The 20,252-nt window shown below is 50.7% G+C and carries 17 protein-coding genes and 6 pseudogenes; 9 read left to right on the top strand and 14 right to left on the bottom strand.

Features of this window, described 5'->3' with window-relative positions; all coding sequences use genetic code 11:
• Positions 1–71: 71 nt before the first annotated feature.
• Positions 72–173 (bottom strand): annotated as a pseudogene (locus AC6CWS_RS24825) (integrase); the annotation flags it as partial.
• Between AC6CWS_RS24825 and AC6CWS_RS24820 the strand changes: the two are divergent.
• A complete protein-coding gene (locus AC6CWS_RS24820; protein WP_161989521.1) occupies positions 168–380 on the top strand; it encodes a hypothetical protein in 213 nt (70 codons plus the stop codon). The pseudogene AC6CWS_RS24825 and the gene AC6CWS_RS24820 overlap by 6 nt on opposite strands.
• 205 nt (positions 381–585) lie before the next feature.
• Here AC6CWS_RS24820 and AC6CWS_RS24815 read toward each other — a convergent pair.
• Positions 586–774, bottom strand: a pseudogene (locus tag AC6CWS_RS24815) (DUF2913 family protein); the annotation flags it as partial.
• A 465-nt stretch (positions 775–1,239) separates the two neighbouring features.
• Here AC6CWS_RS24815 and AC6CWS_RS24810 point away from each other — a divergent pair.
• The gene (locus tag AC6CWS_RS24810; RefSeq protein ID WP_032731913.1) at positions 1,240–2,235 is read left to right on the top strand and encodes an IS110 family RNA-guided transposase; all 996 of its coding nucleotides are present in this window, start codon (positions 1,240–1,242) and stop codon (positions 2,233–2,235) included.
• Between the two features lie 237 nt (positions 2,236–2,472).
• On the opposite strand, the gene AC6CWS_RS24805 is transcribed toward AC6CWS_RS24810, so the two are convergent.
• Positions 2,473–3,396 carry a phage exclusion protein Lit family protein gene (locus AC6CWS_RS24805; protein WP_023316418.1) on the bottom strand — a complete coding sequence of 308 codons (924 nt, stop codon included), beginning with the start codon at positions 3,394–3,396 and terminating at the stop codon, positions 2,473–2,475.
• Between the two features lie 573 nt (positions 3,397–3,969).
• Between AC6CWS_RS24805 and AC6CWS_RS24800 the strand changes: the two genes are divergently transcribed.
• From AC6CWS_RS24800 to AC6CWS_RS24790, 3 genes are read left to right on the top strand one after another with little or no spacing between them, the layout of a single operon-like run.
• A complete protein-coding gene (locus tag AC6CWS_RS24800; RefSeq protein WP_000421673.1) occupies positions 3,970–6,279 on the top strand; it encodes a tellurite resistance TerB family protein in 2,310 nt (769 codons plus the stop codon).
• Positions 6,280–6,282: 3 nt separating this feature from the next.
• Entirely contained in the window at positions 6,283–7,599 is a 1,317-nt protein-coding gene (locus tag AC6CWS_RS24795) for an ATP-binding protein (RefSeq protein ID WP_023316417.1), read from the top strand.
• On the top strand, positions 7,596–9,791 hold the full coding sequence (locus AC6CWS_RS24790; protein WP_000093087.1) for a DEAD/DEAH box helicase: 2,196 nt from the start codon (positions 7,596–7,598) through the stop codon (positions 9,789–9,791). The genes AC6CWS_RS24795 and AC6CWS_RS24790 overlap by 4 nt, the downstream gene beginning before the upstream one ends.
• Before the next feature lie 655 nt (positions 9,792–10,446).
• Here AC6CWS_RS24790 and AC6CWS_RS24785 read toward each other — a convergent pair.
• The 8 genes and pseudogenes from AC6CWS_RS24785 to AC6CWS_RS24750 form a co-directional block, all read right to left on the bottom strand.
• Positions 10,447–10,718 (bottom strand): annotated as a pseudogene (locus AC6CWS_RS24785) (replication-associated protein RepA4).
• A gap of 518 nt (positions 10,719–11,236) precedes the next feature.
• Positions 11,237–12,094, bottom strand: a complete 858-nt coding sequence (gene repA / locus AC6CWS_RS24780; protein WP_498256452.1) for an incFII family plasmid replication initiator RepA — start codon at positions 12,092–12,094, stop codon at positions 11,237–11,239.
• On the bottom strand, positions 12,087–12,164 hold the full coding sequence (gene tap / locus AC6CWS_RS24775; RefSeq protein WP_004171457.1) for a RepA leader peptide Tap: 78 nt from the start codon (positions 12,162–12,164) through the stop codon (positions 12,087–12,089). Before tap ends, repA begins: the two co-directional genes overlap by 8 nt.
• A 216-nt stretch (positions 12,165–12,380) precedes the next feature.
• Positions 12,381–12,659 (bottom strand): replication regulatory protein RepA, encoded by a 279-nt coding sequence (locus AC6CWS_RS24770; RefSeq protein WP_004199332.1) that lies wholly within the window; start codon positions 12,657–12,659, stop codon positions 12,381–12,383.
• A 320-nt stretch (positions 12,660–12,979) separates the two neighbouring features.
• Complete coding sequence (locus AC6CWS_RS24765; RefSeq protein WP_004152294.1) at positions 12,980–13,531, bottom strand: phospholipase D family nuclease; 552 nt, start codon at positions 13,529–13,531, stop codon at positions 12,980–12,982.
• A 104-nt stretch (positions 13,532–13,635) separates the two neighbouring features.
• A pseudogene (locus AC6CWS_RS24760) lies at positions 13,636–13,716 on the bottom strand (hypothetical protein); the annotation flags it as partial.
• 83 nt (positions 13,717–13,799) lie between these two features.
• A complete protein-coding gene (locus AC6CWS_RS24755; RefSeq protein WP_004152296.1) occupies positions 13,800–14,078 on the bottom strand; it encodes a bacteriocin immunity protein in 279 nt (92 codons plus the stop codon).
• Position 14,079: 1 nt separating this feature from the next.
• A pseudogene (locus tag AC6CWS_RS24750) lies at positions 14,080–15,365 on the bottom strand (klebicin B-related nuclease bacteriocin); the annotation flags it as partial.
• 92 nt (positions 15,366–15,457) lie between these two features.
• Here AC6CWS_RS24750 and tnpA point away from each other — a divergent pair.
• From tnpA to AC6CWS_RS24730, 4 genes are all read left to right on the top strand, one after another.
• The gene (gene tnpA / locus AC6CWS_RS24745; RefSeq protein WP_004114613.1) at positions 15,458–15,835 is read left to right on the top strand and encodes an IS66-like element accessory protein TnpA; all 378 of its coding nucleotides are present in this window, start codon (positions 15,458–15,460) and stop codon (positions 15,833–15,835) included.
• Positions 15,832–16,179 carry an IS66 family insertion sequence element accessory protein TnpB gene (gene tnpB / locus AC6CWS_RS24740; protein WP_004114612.1) on the top strand — a complete coding sequence of 116 codons (348 nt, stop codon included), beginning with the start codon at positions 15,832–15,834 and terminating at the stop codon, positions 16,177–16,179. The genes tnpA and tnpB overlap by 4 nt, the downstream gene beginning before the upstream one ends.
• A 49-nt stretch (positions 16,180–16,228) precedes the next feature.
• Positions 16,229–17,767, top strand: coding sequence for an IS66 family transposase (gene tnpC, locus AC6CWS_RS24735; RefSeq protein ID WP_048272254.1), 1,539 nt, complete (start codon positions 16,229–16,231; stop codon positions 17,765–17,767).
• Between the two features lie 152 nt (positions 17,768–17,919).
• Positions 17,920–18,465, top strand: coding sequence for a hypothetical protein (locus AC6CWS_RS24730; RefSeq protein ID WP_004206763.1), 546 nt, complete (start codon positions 17,920–17,922; stop codon positions 18,463–18,465).
• A 214-nt stretch (positions 18,466–18,679) separates the two neighbouring features.
• On the opposite strand, the gene AC6CWS_RS24725 is transcribed toward AC6CWS_RS24730, so the two are convergent.
• From AC6CWS_RS24725 to AC6CWS_RS24715, 3 genes and pseudogenes are all read right to left on the bottom strand, one after another.
• Complete coding sequence (locus AC6CWS_RS24725; RefSeq protein WP_004152301.1) at positions 18,680–19,027, bottom strand: DUF6404 family protein; 348 nt, start codon at positions 19,025–19,027, stop codon at positions 18,680–18,682.
• Positions 19,028–19,046: 19 nt separating this feature from the next.
• On the bottom strand, positions 19,047–19,643 hold the full coding sequence (locus AC6CWS_RS24720; RefSeq protein WP_004178053.1) for a fertility inhibition protein FinO: 597 nt from the start codon (positions 19,641–19,643) through the stop codon (positions 19,047–19,049).
• Between the two features lie 156 nt (positions 19,644–19,799).
• Positions 19,800–20,141: pseudogene (locus AC6CWS_RS24715) on the bottom strand (TraX family protein); the annotation flags it as partial.
• Positions 20,142–20,252 lie beyond the last annotated feature (111 nt).

Raw genomic sequence — 20,252 nt, 5'->3', positions numbered from 1 at the left:
GCTCAGTTATGGTGCGATTTTCTGATGCAGTCTGGTCTCTTCAACATGAGGTGGAGTAATGCACACCTGTTTTAGTTCCACGCACTTTTTGAGAGTTCCGGTTTTTCAGCCATCAGCAGGTGATCCTCCGGCGTCAGGTTATTCAGGGATTCATGGGGACGCTCTGGATGGAAGATCCTCGTGACGAAGCCGAATTTGCCCCCGGCCACGTGCTTTTTTTCGAGCGTAATGTTGTCCATGCATTACCAACCCTTCTTGAAGAACCCGTAATATTTCTGTCATTGGCCAGCCCTCGTCGTGATCCTGAAGATATTACCTTTGTTGACCCGAAAGATGGCACTGCCAGAACCTTTATGGCCAGAAATAATGAGTCAGCATAATTTATTTCCTAGTCCATTCATATGAAAACACTGGCGGAAGAGGGCTATGCACCGAGGTAAAGGGAGGCAATCCGTCGTCAGACGGTGTACTGTACACCGAAGAACAAAACCAGGCCCGTCAGCGCGAAGGGGCTGGTTTTGTTCAAGCGAGAATACCGCGCAATGTATTAATCAGTGCAGGCTCACGTTCAATGAGACACAGCAGTTTCAGAAGCCACTCGATGTCGGGGGTAATCTCACACGAAAAGCGACGTTGCTTCAGCGCCGTCGCCAGCCACCTGGTGAGAAAGAGATTTTACTGTACTGGCGACACTATATCGCCGTTCTTCCTACCTAATGCCAGCGCAACCAGCTCGCACCACGCCAGATGGGCCGATTTTTCCTTCAGATTCACTACGAACGTTTTCCCTTATTTTTCGAGAACCTGAATGTATCTTAACCGGAAGCAGAAAGGATTCGGAACCGTTCACCCTGAATTGAAAACACAGCCTGGACTGACGAGCAAGTTCTCTGAATGCCGCTTTGCGGCATGGAGGCGCCAGCAGCAGTTGAGTACAACTCTGATAGTGAGTGGCGCCGTTGCCCGGCGCAGCCGGCTACTGTGTTGACAGGTTCTGCCTCACCGACCCCCTCCCTTGTATCTAACAGTTTGTGGTGATTAGCTACCACCACTGAAGCAGAGTGAGCCGCCCCCTTCCCTTAAGGTCAGAAAAGTCGGCACCGCTGAACCTTGATTTGCAGCACATGGCCCTCCGCTTCACCTTTCACGCCAGCACATCAGGTTGAACGGTTACCGGGAGCTCGACTCCGTATGTACAAGGCGAACAGGCGTGACGGTTTATGTGAGAGGAGTTTGACCATGTTTCCAGTCGGCATTGACGTAAGTAAAAACACCCTGGATCTTTGCATGCTTTATGACGGTATCAAAGGACGCATAAAAACCCGTAACATCCAGAATAACAGACATTCAGTTGAAAATATTCTTCGCTGGCTCAGGCTTCAACATTGCAGTCCGGAAGATGTTCATGTGGTAATGGAAGCTACCGGTGTTTATCACGAACAGCTGGCCACTGAATTACATGATGCCGGTTTCCGGGTTTCTCTGGCCAACCCTCACCGTAGTCGGGAGTTTGCGCGTGGCATGGGAATCATGACAAAAACGGATAAGGTGGATGCGTATATGCTGGCCTGTTACGCATTCCTTAAGAAGCCACACCGCTGGGAGCCGCCGGCACCCGAAATCAGATATCTCGGTGCACTCCTGCGACGGCGGGATGTTCTGCTGGGTGATGCCCTGCGTGAGGAGAACAGACTGGAAAAATACCTGTCGACAGACACACCTGCAGATATTATCAGTTCCTGCAGGCGTATGGCGCAGCTTCTGCGCGAGGAGATAAGTAATATCGAGCGGCAGATAAAAGCACATATCAAAGCCAGCCCTGCACTGAGGCGTGATTATACACTGCTGACCTCAATTAAATCGGTTGGTCCCCAGTTGGGGATGCATATGCTGATCGTGCTTCGCAGCCATAACTTTGTATCGGCTGAGCAGGCTGCCGCCTTTCTGGGCGTGGTGCCGATCGAGAAACGCTCAGGCACATCGGTCCGGCGCCGGCCGCGGATGTCGAAAATCGGCCCCCCTCAGTTGAGAGCGAAGCTTTACATGTCCGCCCTGTGCGGAAAAATCTACAATAAGCGAATGCGTAATATTTACGATGAGATGTGCCTGCGGGGTAAACCTAAAATGGTGGCCATTGGCGCGCTGATGCGGAAACTGGTGCACTGGTGTTATGGCGTCCTGAAGACCGGAACCGTTTTTAATGACGAAGACCTGAAACCGGTACTGTCAACCTGACTATACCAGGCTGGCATTAAACACAAGGTAACGCTCACTGCAATAAGTGAGCGCAGTCCGTTATGAGCGAAAAGCAGACGGTCGCCACCGCGCAGGCGGTGGTCTGCTTCAGACAAAGAGCGGTCATTCAGTGATAGAAGATTCTATTTCATTTTTGTGCCAGAAGCTGCCGCTCAGTAACTCCCGCAATAAACGGCGCGAGGAATGAGCGTCCGGCGACCGAATTTGATTACCTTGTTATATGCCATTTTCAAGATCTGCGATTAGGTCAAAGCATAGCGATTTATAATCCTTTACGATCTTCGGCTGAATGGTTAGTGAATGATATTTCAGCAACGCAAGGGCGAATGAGGAAAAATACAGCCAGAACCAGTCATCTTCCGGTAAATTGACATCTTGCACAGTCGCCGACCAACGCCCGTAAATGGGAGGATGAGTCTCTGAACCCGCGAGGCGGTTTCTTCCTGTTGCGAAAAGGATAAAGGCGGATGCTAGAGCGATCCCCATCATACGCTTCATCCTAACCTTTTCCGGGGGATACCCACTGCTTGCGGCGTACTGATCGATCTTGGATATCATCATATCTTTAGCGAACTGATCACACAGATATTCTTCGTCCTTCGGGTCTTCCGGTGCATTTCCTTCAGCTGAGAAAATTACGTGCTTCAGTTCATGTAAAAATACATATGCCGTAGCCATGCACGTGAGATCATATACTGCAGCGCGCTCTGAATCTGACGGCCTACCCTTCTCAGGATCAGGAATAGCCACTGGCCATTCAAAGTCGTCTTCATGAAATGCAGTGCTCAGGTCTTTCACTGCATCAAGTATCGACTTGAAGGCTTCATCTTCTGCTGCCTGATCTGGAATCTTGTTGATTTCGTTTATGTCGAGAGTGGTACCGAATGATTTGAACAATACGATCAACGAAGAATAACAATGTAACGCCTGCCTTCCCGCATAACCGAAAAGCCACATTTGACGCATTGATCTGCTGGTGTACTGGATTGCGGAGAACCCTCCAGCATCTAAGTTAAATCCTTCGCGGTCAGCAATCAGTCGGAACTGGGCATCATAATCGTTAGCGATAGATTCAATCTCTGATGCTCTCTCAGGAACAACACCGTCAAAAAGTTTTCGAACAATGTCTGTCGTTTCCACTAGTCCTCCTATGGCATATAACAGTGCGTTATACCGGTCCCGCAAGGTCGGCTTCCTTGCAAGCCAGATTACCTTGTAAGGTCAGAAAGTCCAATGACAGCTTTATGTACGAAGCAGTCATTGAGCTACTACGTATAAATGACCGCTCCCGGCCTACAGCAGACAAGCTTAGGATGCTGAAGGTCTGCTGAGAGCGATAAACGGAAATTTGAGACGGTATAGTCTCTAAAAGCTTCCCTGCCATAAAGTTGCCGAGATTCTCAGCGAATAGGTAAGTATCATCATACAGTGGTCAGATGTGCATCCGCAGTACATTTGCTCGCATGTTAACGTAGCAGTAGTACAACATCATTTAGAGACGAATCGCCTAACAGGTTTTAACACCTTAAAATTTCACTGCTGGTTAAACACATTATTAAATGATTTTTATCATTTAAATCATTGGGTTAATTTTAATTGTGATTTGCTTTTAACCCTCGCAATTTAGAAGTATTATTTTGAGATTAATCCACTTGCCCTGCCTTCATCACTGCTTGTAAATATGCGTGAAGAATGATTTTAAGGTTATATATCATGGAGTTATTGAAGTTTTTGGCGGCGATTTTTGTCATTTACTTGTTGTTTTTTAGAAAGAAAAAACGTAAATCTCCAAAGTCTTATGCTTCAGACCCCGTGAAAGCACCGCCAAAAGAATGGCTCGCTGACATCAAGAAAAAAGAGGCGGTTGTGCGAAACGATGATAGTGAAGACGATAACCTTGCAACTTTTACATTGAGCGGTGGCCGGGGTGTTGAACTTCGGGTGACAACCAATCATTACCGCAACACCTCAAAGTCAGCAGGTGCACTAGCTCGATGGGTACTTCCGGGTGAGATGATAACTGTAGCTGGTGTAGCAATTAGCGGTGGCCACATTTACGTGGGGCAACGTATGAAGCCCTCCGGTCAGGAATCAGGCGGCTATTATGACGATGGAAGTGAGGCATCATTAATTGATGACACATGTAAGATAAAACCTACTTCTTATCTTTACGAGGACAGTTCATTAGGATACTGGCCCAGTTTTTCCTCTCTTTCCCCAGAAGCACGCGGTGCGTATGTCAGTTGGCTTGCCAGCGATAGGTCTGATCCATCGTGTCCTATCGGCTATGTTTTTATCTACCTCTACGGCCTGGAAAGAAAAGCGCTCGTAGATTCCACTGACCCAAAATTCCCTGATGCTGAGTTCCGTAATCTGTTCAATGAAGTCGCTCGGTTAAGATCGATATTCATTGAGAACCGCTCCTTCCGTGGATATTCGACCCAATTACTCGAAGCCATGTCTATTCTGCGCCCGAACATGGGCTTAGCCACTGAGCTCGATAGCAATTCAGGTTTCAGCAACAGCATGCAATTTAAGCTGGCTCTTGCAAAAACTGTACATGAAGGAGTTCCTGTATCAGCAGAACTGGCGTTGAACTGGGTAATAAACCACACCGAGTATTCGCTGCGTACCCCGGCTCGCCGCTGTGCTAAAGAGTTTGCTGCACTTTTCAAACGGCGTTACACCCTCAAATATGGTGAAGGGATGGTCGTTAAGGCGAATAAAACGCGCCTAAGGTTAGATTACACACCAGCAAGTCCTAGTTTGCGAGGTGTTCGACTTCCTGTTCCCGACCTGCCTGATCCAAGTGCGTTGAAGAGCCCTGTCCAGAAAATTATGGCTCTTGCCGATATATGTACAGATGAACTTGATGCTTATAGTCGCTACCTTGGTAGGAAAGGTACGTCAGTCAATGATACGGCTGCAATTATGCTGCTCCCTTCAGAGATAGTTAATGAAAGCGCAGAAAAAATATTAAGCTCATTCAAACGCTGGGCTGATGAGGCGATCCTCGTCAAGGAGGGGTTAGTCTCAGTTGCTGACTTTTGGGCACATATGAATGCCAGTTGCCCCAATAAGATCAATAAAAAAGAGGCCGATTTGATGCAGGCCTTTGCTCTGAAGATGGGTTACGGTCTGGCACCTGACCCGTATTATCACCATGTGAAGGCGGATGTTGATGGGACACTTGTTCTATTCCCTGCCGCCGAAGGTGGACGCTTCTCACCTTCTCCTGAATTTATCTCAGCCGTAATGACGCTCAGATTAGGGGCGATGGTCGCCTTGATTGACGATTCTCTTGATCAAGCTGAACAGAAAGTGCTTGAGAATGCCATCAACAACAATCCTGGCTTCACCGATGATGAAAAACGCTCTCTACATGCGTATTTAACGTGGCAACTTCATACCCCAGCCAATATGACAGGAATGAAAAGTAGGATTGAGTTGATGGGGGCCGCGGAAAAAGCTGCTGTGGGTAAGGTTATCGTTAGTGTTGCCTGTTCGGATGGGACAATAGCGCCTGCCGAAATCAAACAGCTTGAGAAGATTTATTCAAGTTTGGGGCTGGATCCCTCATCTGTCTCGAGCAATATCCATCAGCATTCCGCAACTGAACATGATCTCGTCTCGTCTGTACCAACTGATCAGCCAGCAGCAGGGTTCACACTGGATGCTAATGTACTTGCCCGCCACGAATCTGCCACGGATGATGTTCGTAAATTGCTGAACACAATTTTCACCGAAGAAGAACCGGAAGAGCCAGAAAGCGCTCCAGCCTCATCAACGGAGGCGGGGGGACTTGACTCCGCACATAGCCAGCTTTATCGCAGTTTGCTGGAGAAAGAACAGTGGTCCCGAAAAGAGGCGACAGAATTGTGCGGAAATTTGAATTTGATGCTCGGCGGTGCGCTTGAGGTGATCAATGACTGGTCCTATGCGGTGGTTGATGCTCCAGTACTGGACGATGCCGATGATGATATCTGGGTTGACCTGGAAATTGCCAAAGAATTAGAGGGATAGTGAATGTCTGTAACACGTATAAGAGTGAAAGAACGCGACGCTATTATTCAGTCACTTAAGTCAGGTGTAACGCCAAGGATAGGCATTCAGCATATCCAGGTTGGCCGCGTGAATGAGATCACCGCTCTCCATCAGGATATTGAGAGGATTGCTGACGGTGGTGCAAGCTTCAGACTTATCATCGGTGAATATGGTTCTGGTAAAACGTTCTTTCTGAGTGTTGTGCGCTCTATTGCGCTGGAGAAGAAGTTGGTGTCAGTCAGTGCTGACCTTTCTCCTGACAGACGTATTCACTCATCGGGAGGTCAGGCTCGTAATCTTTATTCTGAGCTCATGAAAAACATGTCCACCAGAAACAAGCCGGATGGTAATGCGTTACTTAGCGTTGTTGAAAGGTTCGTTACGGAGGCAAGGAAGGAAGCTGACACAGACGGCTCCGAGGTTTCATCAGTTATTCATAAACGCCTGGCAGCACTATCAGATATGGTCGGTGGATATGACTTTGCGAAGGTCATTGATGCATTCTGGCGGGGGCATGAGCAGGATAACGAAACGCTAAAATCCAATGCCATTCGCTGGTTGCGTGGAGAGTACACTACTAAAACTGATGCCCGTCACGATCTCGACGTTCGGACTATTATCTCAGACGCATCATTCTATGATTCTTTGAAGCTGATGAGCCTTTTTGTCCGCCAGGCAGGCTATGCCGGTCTTTTGGTCAGCCTCGACGAAATGGTGAACCTCTTGAAGCTGAATAATACGCAAGCAAGAACAGCGAACTACGAACAGATTTTGCGGATCCTGAATGACTGCCTGCAAGGCTCAGCCGAGAACATTGGTTTTATCCTCGGGGGTACGCCAGAGTTTCTTTTCGATCCGCGTAAAGGTCTTTACAGCTATGAGGCGCTCCAGTCGCGTCTGGCGGAAAACCGGTTCGCGCAAAAAGCAGGAGTGATTGACTACTCATCCCCCACTTTGCATCTTGCCAGCCTCACCCCTGAGGAACTGTATATTTTGCTGAGAAATCTTCGTCATGTTTATGCCGGTGGAGATCCAGAGAATTATCTGGTACCAGATGAGGCACTGACTGGATTCCTGCATCACTGTAGTAAAACCATTGGAGACGCTTACTTCCGTACCCCCCGTAATACCATAAAAGGTTTCCTGGACATGCTGGTCGTGCTGGAACAAAACAGAACGATGAACTGGCAAACACTAATCGAGGGTGTGGCGATTGAAGAGGACCGGCCCAGCGATATGGATGACACCACTACGGAGGAAAGCGATGACGACGACGGACTGGCGAACTTCAAACTATGAGCAGTGCCTACGATAGCCTCGATCCCCGCGTCCGTAAGTGGGTTTACAAGCAGGGGTGGTCGACATTAAGGCCCTTGCAGGAGAGTTCTATCCCGGCAATTTTAGCCCGTGATCGAGACGTGCTAATCAGTGCAGGTACAGCAGCGGGTAAAACAGAGGCTTTCTTTCTTCCTGCCTGTTCGGCAGTTGCAGATCTCACGAATGGATTTGGCATCGTCTATATCAGTCCGTTGAAGGCATTGATTAACGATCAGTACCGTCGTCTTGGGAGCCTTGGAGATGCATTGGAAATGCCAGTGACTCCCTGGCACGGGGATGTACCACAAAGCAAAAAGAAGAAGGCTCGGACGAACCCTGCTGGCATTTTACTGATTACACCTGAGTCACTTGAGTCTTTGCTCATAAATTCAATGGGCTGGCTCAAACAGGCGTTTTCTTCAGTCGCATACATCGTTATTGATGAGTTTCATGCTTTTATTGGTTCAGAGCGTGGTGTACAGCTGCTTTCTCTGCTCAATAGAATTGACCATGTGCTAGGATGCCAGGTAAATCCAATTCCCCGCGTTGCGTTGAGTGCCACGCTGGGGGAACTGGAGAAAGTGCCCGAAATGTTGCGCCCGGACAAACGACTCCCCTGCGTAACTGTTACAGATAGTAATAGCATGGCCACTCTTCAGGTACAGGTCAAAGGGTACCTGGAGCGAGTGATCCAAAATGAGGAAGAACTTCAGAGTTCAGCTGAACATGACGTTTGCGCTGACATTTTTAGACTTTGCCGTGGCGATTCTCATTTGGTCTTTGCAAACAGCCGAAAACGCACTGAAAGCATTGCGGCAACGCTGAGCGACATGTGTGAGGAACAAATTGTTCCGAATGAATTTTTCCCCCACCATGGTTCCCTTGCCAAGGAATTACGTGAGGTGCTTGAATCTCGTCTTCAGAAAGGAAATTTGCCCACAACAGCTGTTTGTACAATGACGCTTGAGTTGGGAATTGATATCGGTAAGGTTAAATCGGTTATCCAAGTTACGCCTCCGCATTCTGTTTCCAGTTTGCGCCAGCGAATGGGGCGTTCTGGGCGACGCGATTCCCCGTCAGTACTCAGAATGCTAATTACAGAAAATGAGCTTACTGTGAGTAGCAGTATCGTTGATCACCTACGACTCCAGTTGGTGCAGTCGATGGCAATGATCAGGTTGATGATCTCTAAACAATGGTTTGAGCCTGCCGATTCCCGGCAGATGCATTACTCCACGCTGCTACACCAGATTCTTGCAATTACCGCACAATGGGGTGGAGTTCGTGCCGACCAGCTCTGGTCACAACTATGCCAGACAGGGCCGTTCAGAAATGTAGATTTAAACGATTTCAAAAGCCTGCTTAAACATATGGGAGCATGTGGCCTACTCACTCAACTTGCTAGCGGCGAAATGGTTGTTGGGGCAGAGGGGGAGAAACTGACTAACCATTACACTTTTTATGCCGTGTTCAATACACCAGAAGAGTTCCGCATTATCACCGGAAACAGAACCCTTGGAACAGTGCCTGTGGACTCCCCACTGCTACCAGACCAACACATCATCTTCGGTGGGCGGCGCTGGAAAGTGACAGAGATCGAGACAGAGAAAAAAGTTATCTATGTAGAGGCAACCAAAGGCGGTCAGCCACCACAATTTAGTGGGGGAGGTATGTCTGTTCATGATGCCGTTCGTCAGGAAATGCTCGCTATCTATAGGGAAGGTGATTACCGCATAGCAATAGGTAGCAAGAAAGTAGATTATGCCGATACTGCCGCCAGAAACCTATTTGCGGAAGGCTGTAGTAACTTTCAGCGTTTTAAACTTCAAAATGAGTGTTTTATTACGAGTGGACAACACTGTTACGTAATACCCTGGATGGGGGATAAAGTTGTCAATACGATTACAGCCTTGCTCATACGTTGTGGTTTTAAAGCAAATTCATTTGCTGGCGTTATAGAAATCGATAACTCCAGTGTAGCTTCCGTTCAGCACGCGCTGAAAGAAATGCTGTTGTCAGGCTTGCCATCTGCATTTGATCTTGCCACAGATGTTCCAGAAAAGTACTTAGATAAATATGACGAGTATTTACCAGAGTCCCTTCTTGCGAAAGGGTATGGTGCAAAGGCGTATGAAACAGAAGGTACGCGCATCTGGTTGCAGAAACATCTTTAGTAATCTGGATATGTAATCAGGGTATAAATAAGACATATATACCCTGATTTTTTTATTTCCCTGTAGATTTACTAGGCTTTAGTCCCGGGGTATTACCAGGAGTATCTTTATTATCACGTCGACGTTGATCCGGTTTTCCTGTCGATTTAGCAATTGGTTTTGGACCAGGTTTAAGACCCATGATAGTTATCCTTTAGAGGTGTAAGAGGGAAGCCTCAACATTGATATATTGGATAATGTGAAATTTTTCAATGGGAGCGATCAACATATCCAATAATTAACTCGATATTGTGAACAGTGTCCGCTTCTGGCACAAAGCAGACGTTAAGACTTACAGCATCGGGAAACTTCTGGATGCCGCGTCAGCGGCATGGAGGCGCCAGATGAGGTTACATGTGTCTGTGGAGTCAAATGGCGCCGAAAGCCCGGCGTAGCCGGTTACCTGGCTATAGACTCTGCCACCCTACCCCCTGCCCTGATTAGCCTTAACCCGCTTACAGCAATGAAGAAGTAAAAGTAATCCCTTTTAACCCCGGTGAGCGGGCTTTACGGCGTTTACGACGTAAAGGGCGTGATTTCCGGGGCCTTAGCGGCGGCAGCTTGCTGCTGACGCTTAGGGGGATGTTCATCAACTATTTCAGCGACACCAGGGAACTTAACATGGTAGCTGCAAAGCCACACCCGCGAAAAACATCTCAGACGCCGCTGTACGCGGTCGGAGTGGTCCCGACAAGGCGACAGCCGCAGTCGGGGCGTATCTCCGCGTTAGCGGGCCGGAGGGCCGCTTACGAGCGTGTACCAAACAACTGCCCGCAGCCCCACTCTCAGCGATGAAGAAGAGTAGTTACAACACCCATCATTAAAAGCGACACTACTCCCGGCCTTCGGCCGGGGGCGGCGGCGCTTTTCAGTGGTGGGGAGGGGCACCTGGCCGGCAAACCGGCGCCGGTTTTGTGATGAACTTCCTTATGAATGCTGTAACTAATGTATTCTCCGGTCAGGGCCCGTCGCGAAGCGATGGGAGCTCTCTCAGGTGTTGCCGAACCGGCGCGACCGTCAGGTCGCTGCAAGGGCGGGCATTCTCCGCAGCCTGTCCACAGGGCAGGCGATGAACAGGTTATGTGTTTACAGGATTTATTAAAGGATCTTTAAAAGAGATACAGAGCTGGTGTTTAAAAGGAACCACGCGCCCTGAAAGCCCGACGGCATGTGCTTTGTGCGTGTCACGGTTGTAGCCTAATGAAATACTCCCTTGCAGTTATATGTGGATAACAGAAATCGGCCGTCAGAAGTGACGCCGGCGATAACATTTAAGGCCTCGTTGACGCCAGGAAGACCGGAATTATGGTGAGGAATGCAGGCCTGAAGATAAGATAATACGTAGTAGCCGGCCAACAGGCGTGCGAAAGCCTCCGGCGCCGGCCGGATTTTTTAAGGAAGGAATGTTATAGGGGGACAGTGGCCAGTCGCGTGTAGTTGTTCCCGCGCGACAGCAGCATGCGCTCCTGCACACGGCGCTCAACCTCACGCTTCAGCGCTTCTTTATCGCCCATGAAGCGGCCGGTGGCGTATTCGCGGGTCAGTTGCTGACGCACGCGCGTCTCGATGTCATGACGCTGCCGTGATGCATCCCGCCGTGCAGTATCCCGCTTACGGCCGTGGAATTTACGCTCAGCCTGATAGCTGCGAAAACGCTCACGCACAAACCGCCACGCTTTTGCGATCAGTTCGTCCATCTCCAGGGGTTTCAGTTTCTGCTTTTTGCGCTGCAGGTTTTCCCACTCCACACGGCTGCGGCGCGCGGCCACCACAGCCACCTCAGAAACGTCAAGCGCGGAAAACGGAGCCGGGGTGAAGGTGATATCGGTCGGGATGTTACAGCCGATCTGCGGGTCATATTCAGTCTGATAGGTGATGAGCCCCAGCTCGGCCAGAAACTTCAGCGCCCGGGTGGCACGGCTGACTGACAGGTTGCCGCTCCTGGACTCGGTGGCCAGTCCACACTCGATGGCCATATTGGTAATCGAGCGCTGCACGCGATTGGCCAGCGGATCATAGTGAAAACACATTGCCTGCAGTAGCGCGTCAATTGCACGCCGGCGCAACAGGGGTGGCATCCTGTGCCGCTTACCCAGCGAACGCAAAAACGCCACATGAATGGAAAAATCAAAACGGGACGTGAAGCCTTCGGCTTTCGCCATCAGCTTACGGCAGAACGGCAGGGTCTTTTTCCCTTCACGCGGCGTGAATACCGGATTCGGGTTTTTAACCTGTGAATAGTGGTTTTGAAGGATATCAGTCACCGCTTCCTGCGCTTATGTTGCACGGAAGGAGCGAATGACACAGAAACTGATCTTGAAGTTTTCTGAGCATGTACATATACTCCCCGCATAGAGCAACACGTTCTATGCAGTTTATGAAGGCCCCGTTAATCTTTTCCTTCCGCCAAGATTGAAGAAGATTATCGGGGTTTTTGCTTTTCTGGTCCCGGGTAGATACCTCATCAGAACCAGTTCCCTGCCACCTTAGGGCGTGGCACACCCAAAATTATTCAGACCATCAACAATCTAGCACTCAATAAAAACATGATCAAGAATGTGAAGTCTTTACATCTATAAGACCACGTTCTGTAAGCTCTCGCTCGAGGAGTTTCTCGATAAACTGGGCTTGTGTCAGACCTTCTTCCTCACAAACCGCTATCATCACGTCCTTTAGTGGGTTTTTAACAAAAACCTTAACTTCTTTATGAGTTTCGCGTTTCCGCGCAATTGCAGCAAGCTGCCTCTCACTGGCAGACATTGGCTTACCTTTCCGGTATGCACGTTTTGCATTCGTAGAGGAAGTGGTTTTATCTGCTGAACGTGACATTTATCGCTCTCCTGACACCTCAGAAATGTCTTCGGAACGGAGGATACTACAGAACTCTCAGATCCTGCAAATCAATAACTTACTTTCAATTTGCAAGAGATCCTTTCTAAAATTGTAATTTGTATTGGCGTACAAATTTCAACTGAATGAGATGCCTATGTCCTCTTTTAAGAGAGTGGGAGAGTAGCCCCATCCTGAACTAAAAGTGAGTACCTTCAGGGGCAAGGCTTAAGAGATAAGATACGAGCGACGGGCGGACCAGGCGCTTTAGCATGGACGTAAGTAAACCGTATTGATGCTCGTTTTATGTCTGAGGAGCATTAATAAGCCCGTTTCCAGTCCGTACCCTGCGACCAGCGAGTCAACCAGTGCTGCAGATAGCGTTGAGCAACGACTGGATCATCCCATACGACAAGCACGTTCTCTGAATTGACCCGATCAGCGGCGCGGGTGTAGTTAAAAGACCCGACTTCAATATTGCGGCCGTCGGCAATGATGACTTTGTCGTGCATGATTTTGTACTGCGACACTGTGCGAACCGGGATGCCGGCATTGACCAGAAGATTCATGGCCGCCAGGCTCGCCTGGTTTTGCTTGCCAGTATTGGCTTTCCAGTCCAGAACCACTTTCACATCGACACCACGCCGCTTTGCCCTGACAAGCGCACCGGCGACTTCAGGCGAGGTAAAGGAATACCCCATCAGTCGGATTTCCTGCTGCGCAGAATCAATAGTCTTCAGGACCAACTGCAGAGCCGTTCCTTCCGGAGAATATCCCGTCTCGATGCTGGCGGCATACACGGCCGGAACAGGTGCACACAAAGCCAGGCTGATAAGTCCCGACAGACAACATTTGTGGAGTGTACGGTTCATTTTTTTCACAGTATTTCCTTAACGGGTGTTTAAGAAACGCCGGGAGCGGGGAAAACTGGCTTTTCCCCGTTCCCGGCGTTGGACAACGACGCCATGCGGAGGCGTCAGGATTTTGTGGTATGCCGAAACCAGTAGCAGACGGGTCCGTCGCCGGTATCGTGGACAGAGCCCAGAAGCCATCCATCATGGGGTCAGTTTGGAGACAGGAAAAAATAATGGATATCTAGTAATTATTCTTCAAATCCAGAGTTAAAAATGTGCGGATTCATCACCTGAACCCGCACATCCAATCACGATTTTTAAAACCTGGCTTACCGTTAGCAGCTCGCCATTCCTTTACGGTTTTAACAATTCCTTTCGCCGAAGAATCTTCGCCTACCTTAGGCTTAAAGATGAGGTTCCAACCAGCAGGATGCTCTGTTAGTTGGGCGAACGAATAAATAGCATCATCGTTCTCTTTGTCAGTTGGAAAATCAGCAGCGATTATTTTACTAACAAAAGCAGTAAATTCTTCTTCCGTAAAATCTGAAATTTTATTACCAGCCATTTTATTTTCCTTTATGTGTCTCAATATGATTTTTAGGTGTTAGCGCCTTAATGTTATCGACATCCATAACAGCCCCTCCTTGAGATATTTCTTTTTCGTGGTGTAATTCAATTTTAACACGTTTCCCTACTGATTCTAAAAAGTCCGCAGTAGGTGCCCTTCCAGCTTTCATCTGATTAATATCAGCTTCACTAAATTGCTTGCTTAGTGCAGAATCGTCAGCAACCGCTTTCCAGAACGCCCGACGGGAAGAATCAAAACTACCGAAAGTCTTCCCGCGTAATTTATCCGCAATCTGGGAAGGAACAGGAGCACCATCCCCGGTACTGGCCCCCCCCATCCAGTTATTGCCAACGTTCTGCCTTTTGCCGCTTACTGTACCGGGCATGTTACGAGGGCTACGGTACATCACATACAGCGGTTTTAGGCCGGACTCCGGTGGAAACACCAGAATAATATCGTCAAAATCGAGGTCATCCGCTACCGGCGTCACGGTTTTATCTGTAGCCTGTGGCGCCGAAATCTGATCACCGGTATGCAGAATACGCTCCGGTAGTGGTACCGGCCCGCTTAGCGTCAGTGGTCCATTTGCACCAAGTGCGTCAGCCGGGCTGACAAAAATAGTTTGCGCCGGTACATCTGCGACAGCGGGAAGAGTATAGCCCCAGTAGCCGGTTTCCTTATCCAGTACTGCACGAGCGACCTTCACGGCACCGGCAGTATTGGTTTTGACCAGCTGAACATCCAGAATGCCGCTATCATTCATAACCAGACGGCCACGAACCGGCATACTGACAGATGTTTTCTGATCTGCTGCTTTATTCAATGCCGCGGTATCAGGCAGACCAAACGCATCGCCAGGCATCATCGAACTGATATCCCGACCGGGCACCATATCACTACCGACGCCAACTGATTTCGATAACACAAGACCGGCAATGGTTAATGCTACTGGGTTAGCCACCACAGCGACACTTAACGTCGCCAGAGCCTCGCTGATGAAAGCTCCCAGGCTGGCCGCAGCATCAGCCGACAGAGTAAAACCTCCACGTGACGCAGTTGACCAGGTCAGAGGAATAGCAAAAGGTGCCGCTGTAGCCGGGATACCCCTGACAGCCTGAATCTCTGAAGATTTCAGTTTATCTGCGGCTGTACAACAGGCCTGCAGCGCTTTTGCTTTTTCAGCAATGGCTCTGGCCTCCTCAGCGGCTTTCGCTGCTGCATCAGCCTGTCGTTTTTTTCTGCCGCAGCGGCGGCTTGTTCTGCGGACGCTAATGCAGCCTGGGCGTAAGCGTACAGCGTGAACCGTCTGGTCATAATCTGAAGCATCCGACAAAGTGGTGTCCACCAAATAAGTAGTGGGAACCAAAGTGTCAGATATGCAGAAAAATATGACTCCCGGCAGGCGTAAAGGCTGCCCTAATTATTCTCCTGAGTTTAAACAGCAACTCGTTGCTGCCTCCTGCGAACCCGGGATATCCATCTCAAAACTGGCGCTTGAAAATGGCATTAATGCCAATCTGCTCTTTAAATGGCGCCAGCAGTGGCGCGAGGGAAAGCTGCTATTACCTTCCTCTGAGAGTCCTCAGTTACTTCCTGTGACTCTCGATGCCACCGCCGTACAACCAGAACCGCCCGCTGAGGACTCAGAGCTCAGCATCTGCTGTGAGGTAACGTTCCGGCACGGGACACTCCGCCTCAACGGCACTGTCAGCGAAAAGCTTCTGACTCTGCTGATACAGGAACTGAAGCGATGATCCCGCTACCAACAGGCACCAAAATCTGGCTGGTTGCCGGTATTACCGATATGAGAAACGGCTTCAACGGGCTGGCTGCAAAAGTGCAGACGGCGCTGAAAGACGAACCGATGTCCGGCCATGTCTTCATCTTCCGGGGCCGCAGCGGCAGTCAGGTTAAACTTCTGTGGTCCACCGGCGACGGGCTGTGCCTGCTGACCAAACGGCTGGAGCGCGGGCGCTTCGCCTGGCCGTCAGCTCGCGATGGCAAAGTGTTCCTGACCCCGGCGCAGCTGGCAATGCTGCTGGAAGGCATCGACTGGCGACAGCCGAAGCGGTTGCTGACCTCCCTGACCATGCTGTAGGCTTCTTTATCCTGGTTGTCGCAGAATAAGCCTGGTAAAATGCTGGCTTATGAATGACATCTCTTCTGACGATATCCTTCTGCTGAAACAGCGCCTTGCCAAACAGGAAGCGCTGAACCGTGCCCTGCTGGAAAAGCTGGCAGACCGGGAGCGCGAAATAGACCATCTGCAGGCGCAGCTGGATAAACTTCGCCGGATGAACTTCGGCAGCCGTTCCGAAAAAGTCTCCCGCCGTATCGCACAAATGGAAGCCGATCTGAACCGGCTTCAGAAAGAGAGCGATACGCTGACCGGTCGGGTGGATGACCCGGCAGTACAGCGCACTCTGCGTCAGACCCGCACCCGCAAACCGTTCCCCGAATCACTCCCCCGCGATGAAAAACGCCTGCGGCCAGCGGGTTCCTGCTGCCCGGAGTGTGGTGGTGCGCTGAGTTACCTGGGTGAGGATGCCGCTGAACAGCTGGAGCTGATGCGCAGCGCCTTCCGGGTGATCCGGACCGTACGGGAAAAACATGCCTGCACAAAATGTGATGCCATCGTGCAGGCCCCCGCGCCTTCGCGCCCCATTGAGCGGGGTATCGCCGGACCGGGGCTGATGGCCCGCGTGCTGACCTCAAAGTATGCAGAGCACACACCGCTGTATCGTCAGTCTGAAATATACGGTCGCCAGGGCGTGGAACTGAGCCGTTCACTGCTGTCGGGCTGGGTGGATGCATGCTGCCGGCTGCTGTCCCCGCTGGAGGAGGCGCTTCAGGACTATGTCCTGACTGACGGTAAACTCCATGCCGATGATACCCCGGTCCAGGTGCTGTTGCCGGGCAATAAGAAGACGAAGACCGGGCGGTTGTGGACGTATGTTCGTGATGACCGCAACGCCGGGTCAGCGCTGGCACCGGCGGTGTGGTTCGCCTACAGCCCCGACAGAAAAGGCATCCATCCGCAGACCCATCTTGCGGGGTTCAGCGGTGTGCTACAGGCGGATGCGTACGCCGGGTTCAACGAGCTGTACCGCGATGGCCGGATAACGGAAGCCGCCTGCTGGGCTCACGCCCGCCGTAAAATCCACGATGTGCACGTTCGCACGCCGTCAGCCCTGACGGAGGAAGCCCTGAAGCGTATCGGCGAACTGTATGCCGTGGAGGCGGAAATAAGAGGAATGCTGGCGGAACAACGGCTTGCTGAACGTCAGCGGAAAACGAAACCGCTGCTTAGTACCCTGGAAAGCTGGTTGCGTGAAAAAATGAAAACGCTGTCGCGACACTCGGAGCTGGCAAAGGCGTTCACGTACACCCTGAACCAGTGGCCGGCGCTGGCTTACTATACTGACGACGGCTGGGCCGAAGCCGATAATAACATCGCTGAAAATGCGCTGCGGATGGTCAGTCTGGGTCGTAAAAACTGGTTGTTCTTCGGCTCAGACCACGGTGGTGAGCGGGGAGCGTTGCTGTACAGTCTGATCGGGACGTGCAAACTGAACGGCGTGGATCCAGAAAGCTACCTTCGCCATGTCCTTGACGTCATAGCTGACTGGCCAGTCAACCGGGTCAGCGAGCTGCTACCCTGGCGCATCACACTGCCAACTGAATAACACATCCCCGTCAATACGGTTCTCGCTGTACGCTTACGGACCCGAGGCAGAATGCGGATCATCAGAAAGAAAAAAACGATTTGAGCTCTGATTCATAGCCCGATAGATTACTTAGTTCCCCCGAGTGCACGATAAAAAAGAGAGTATTTCTGATGCCATTACCTGAGCGAATGAAACCCGCACGGGTCACCCGTAAACAGATGAAAGAACTGGTCAGTCAGCTGAATGGCATTCTCGATCACATCGATAACGGGATGGACGAAAACAATGAAGAACTAAAACAGATGATGGCAGACTGGAATGCACAGGTCGTCATACCCTGCGGGTTCTCTGATTTTCGTGATTTTTCATCCTGGACAAGTGCACTAGATTTCACCAGGATGGCGCTTAATCAGGAAAAATACCTTGATGACTTTACATGGACAGAACTGAACGACGTTATCAACTTCATACGCAAAGCAGAAGGTAGTGCATCTGACCACAGCTATGCACTCCAGTTACTGGAGATTAATTTCAGGGCAAACCCACTGGATCTCATCTATCACCCTGACTGCTGGTTCAATGATGAAGCATTGTTTCATGCTCGGCTGACTACCGAAGAAATTGGTGGCTACCTGATGAAAAAATCAGGTCGATGGCTCAACGATGCACCGGATATCCAGCTGGTGTATGCCATCCCCCAGGATGTTTATGATTAACCAAGTCACCATTTACCATAATCCCTTAATTGTAAGCACCGCCAGAACGGCCTCAGGGCGTTTCTGACGGGAAACTGGCAAAACACCGAAAACCCGCCAGAAACGCGCAGGGGCTGTTTTTACGGCATGCATGAGTATGCACGCAAGTGCATAGCGCGGAAATTCATGCCATTCAGCCAGGGTAAGTCCTGTTTCCGGCGTTCTTCTGATTCCGTTATAAATCTTTCCAGTCAGGTAATTTATTCACCTTTCGGCGCCACAGATGAAACAGTGCCATCGTCAGGCCAAATAACACGCCCGCAATAAGACTGATTTTGCAAGCGAACAGGGGTGGCATCCCCTGGGCCCGCCACACCATCCAGTACATCCACAGTCCGTATCCGACGGAGAAAGAGCCTGCCATCACGCCAAAAACCTGCCAGAACGGAGCAAACGGCAGCGGGGGAATGTTTATCCCCAGCCGCCACAACAGTCGTATCAGAAGCGGTGCATAATTGCTTTTCCACATCTTACAGCTGGCCATTATCGCCAGCGCCTTTTGTTTCCGCGCTTCAAAATCCATTTCCTCTCCTCGATTGTATTCAGCCAGCTGACTGGCTCCGCATACGCTCAGTTCGCAGGAGTTCTTTCATCATGCGCTCGCTGGCGTACTGCGCTTCCCCTGCAGTGACGGTCGCGACGGCGTTCCCCTGCAGATCATAGCGGGCGGCACCCTCCTTCATCCGGGACAGATAGCCCGCAGACCGGGTCAGACTCTTCAGGCACTTAATCACCTGTTTATGCGACAGCGGCAGGTCACGGTTCACAATGTCGGCAAACAGCTGTTCGCGCATGCCCGTTGCCAGCAGACGGGGTGAGTTTCCGTCGAACAGCTGTGGCCAGAATGCCTTCAGCGTCATAATGGCCTGTTCCGGCGGCAGCAGGCGAAGATAACGCACCGGAGGTGGCGTCTTTACCGCTTTAACCGGCACCGGCGCAGCGTTGCGCGCGGCGGCTTCGGCCGCTTGTTTAACCTTCTCAAGTTTCTCTTTTTTTGCCTTCCAGGCCGGCGGGGACGAGACCACCACGACCTTCTTTCGGCGCACCACACCAGGAGCAGGGGTTGCCTCTGCGGGGGCCGTACTGTTCTCCGCCGGTTTTCGTTTCAGGCTCAGTACAGGGCGTTTTTCTTCACTCATAAGGGGCCATATCAATAAAAGCTACAGGTCTGTGCTATACGATACGCTAACGGTATCATCGTTTCACCTCGCAATGCAGTGGACACAACGATGATGTCCCCTTTGTCACGTTTACGGGCAATGTGCCCGCCCCCCGGACCTGTGTCCGGTTTTTTTTTACATCGTGACGACAATACCGAGTACCGCCAGGTGCACCGCATAGAACATCACGAAGAACTGCCGCGGCCAGAAGCGTTTCACACGTTCTCCGGCAGATGAGCACACCATCAGCGTCAGCAGCGCAATCGCCAGCCCGGCCACTGATTCACTCACGTCATGCATATTCATCAGCAACACCATGAGGGCCCACAGCACCCCGTATCCCAGCCGTTCCTGTGCATGCTGTGCGCGACAAAGCAGCCAGCTGGCGGTGAGCATGCCCACTCCGGCCATGCCGTAGCTGGCGGTTGACAGGGGTATCCAGGCGACCAGCAGTCCAGCCGCCGGGAGGGTGTAATAGGGGTCGGTTCCGGCTGAGGGCGAAATGACACCCTAAGCTTTCGGTTCCTTGGGCCAAAGATATTCGCCAGTCAGTAGAATGTGCGCCCAGCCCAATGGGGATATGTGGGG

The sequence above is a fragment of the Klebsiella sp. M041 genome, assembly GCF_059759695.1.
Note: the sequence above shows the minus strand (reverse complement) of the source record. Positions and strands in the feature narration are given on the sequence as shown.

Excerpts from the sequence above, each read along its gene's own strand:
- AC6CWS_RS24820 (WP_161989521.1), top strand. The coding sequence starts at position 168 with ATGGAAGATCCTCGTGACGAAGCCGAATTTGCCCCCGGCCACGTGCTT.
- AC6CWS_RS24810 (WP_032731913.1), top strand. The coding sequence starts at position 1,240 with ATGTTTCCAGTCGGCATTGACGTAAGTAAAAACACCCTGGATCTTTGC.
- AC6CWS_RS24800 (WP_000421673.1), top strand. The coding sequence starts at position 3,970 with ATGGAGTTATTGAAGTTTTTGGCGGCGATTTTTGTCATTTACTTGTTG.
- AC6CWS_RS24795 (WP_023316417.1), top strand. The coding sequence starts at position 6,283 with ATGTCTGTAACACGTATAAGAGTGAAAGAACGCGACGCTATTATTCAG.
- AC6CWS_RS24790 (WP_000093087.1), top strand. The coding sequence starts at position 7,596 with ATGAGCAGTGCCTACGATAGCCTCGATCCCCGCGTCCGTAAGTGGGTT.
- tap (WP_004171457.1), bottom strand. The coding sequence starts at position 12,164 with ATGCTCAGAAAACTTCAAGATCAGTTTCTGTGTCATTCGCTCCTTCCG.
- AC6CWS_RS24770 (WP_004199332.1), bottom strand. The coding sequence starts at position 12,659 with ATGTCACGTTCAGCAGATAAAACCACTTCCTCTACGAATGCAAAACGT.
- AC6CWS_RS24765 (WP_004152294.1), bottom strand. The coding sequence starts at position 13,531 with ATGAACCGTACACTCCACAAATGTTGTCTGTCGGGACTTATCAGCCTG.
- AC6CWS_RS24755 (WP_004152296.1), bottom strand. The coding sequence starts at position 14,078 with ATGGCTGGTAATAAAATTTCAGATTTTACGGAAGAAGAATTTACTGCT.
- tnpA (WP_004114613.1), top strand. The coding sequence starts at position 15,458 with ATGCAGAAAAATATGACTCCCGGCAGGCGTAAAGGCTGCCCTAATTAT.
- tnpB (WP_004114612.1), top strand. The coding sequence starts at position 15,832 with ATGATCCCGCTACCAACAGGCACCAAAATCTGGCTGGTTGCCGGTATT.
- tnpC (WP_048272254.1), top strand. The coding sequence starts at position 16,229 with ATGAATGACATCTCTTCTGACGATATCCTTCTGCTGAAACAGCGCCTT.
- AC6CWS_RS24730 (WP_004206763.1), top strand. The coding sequence starts at position 17,920 with ATGCCATTACCTGAGCGAATGAAACCCGCACGGGTCACCCGTAAACAG.
- AC6CWS_RS24725 (WP_004152301.1), bottom strand. The coding sequence starts at position 19,027 with ATGGATTTTGAAGCGCGGAAACAAAAGGCGCTGGCGATAATGGCCAGC.
- AC6CWS_RS24720 (WP_004178053.1), bottom strand. The coding sequence starts at position 19,643 with ATGAGTGAAGAAAAACGCCCTGTACTGAGCCTGAAACGAAAACCGGCG.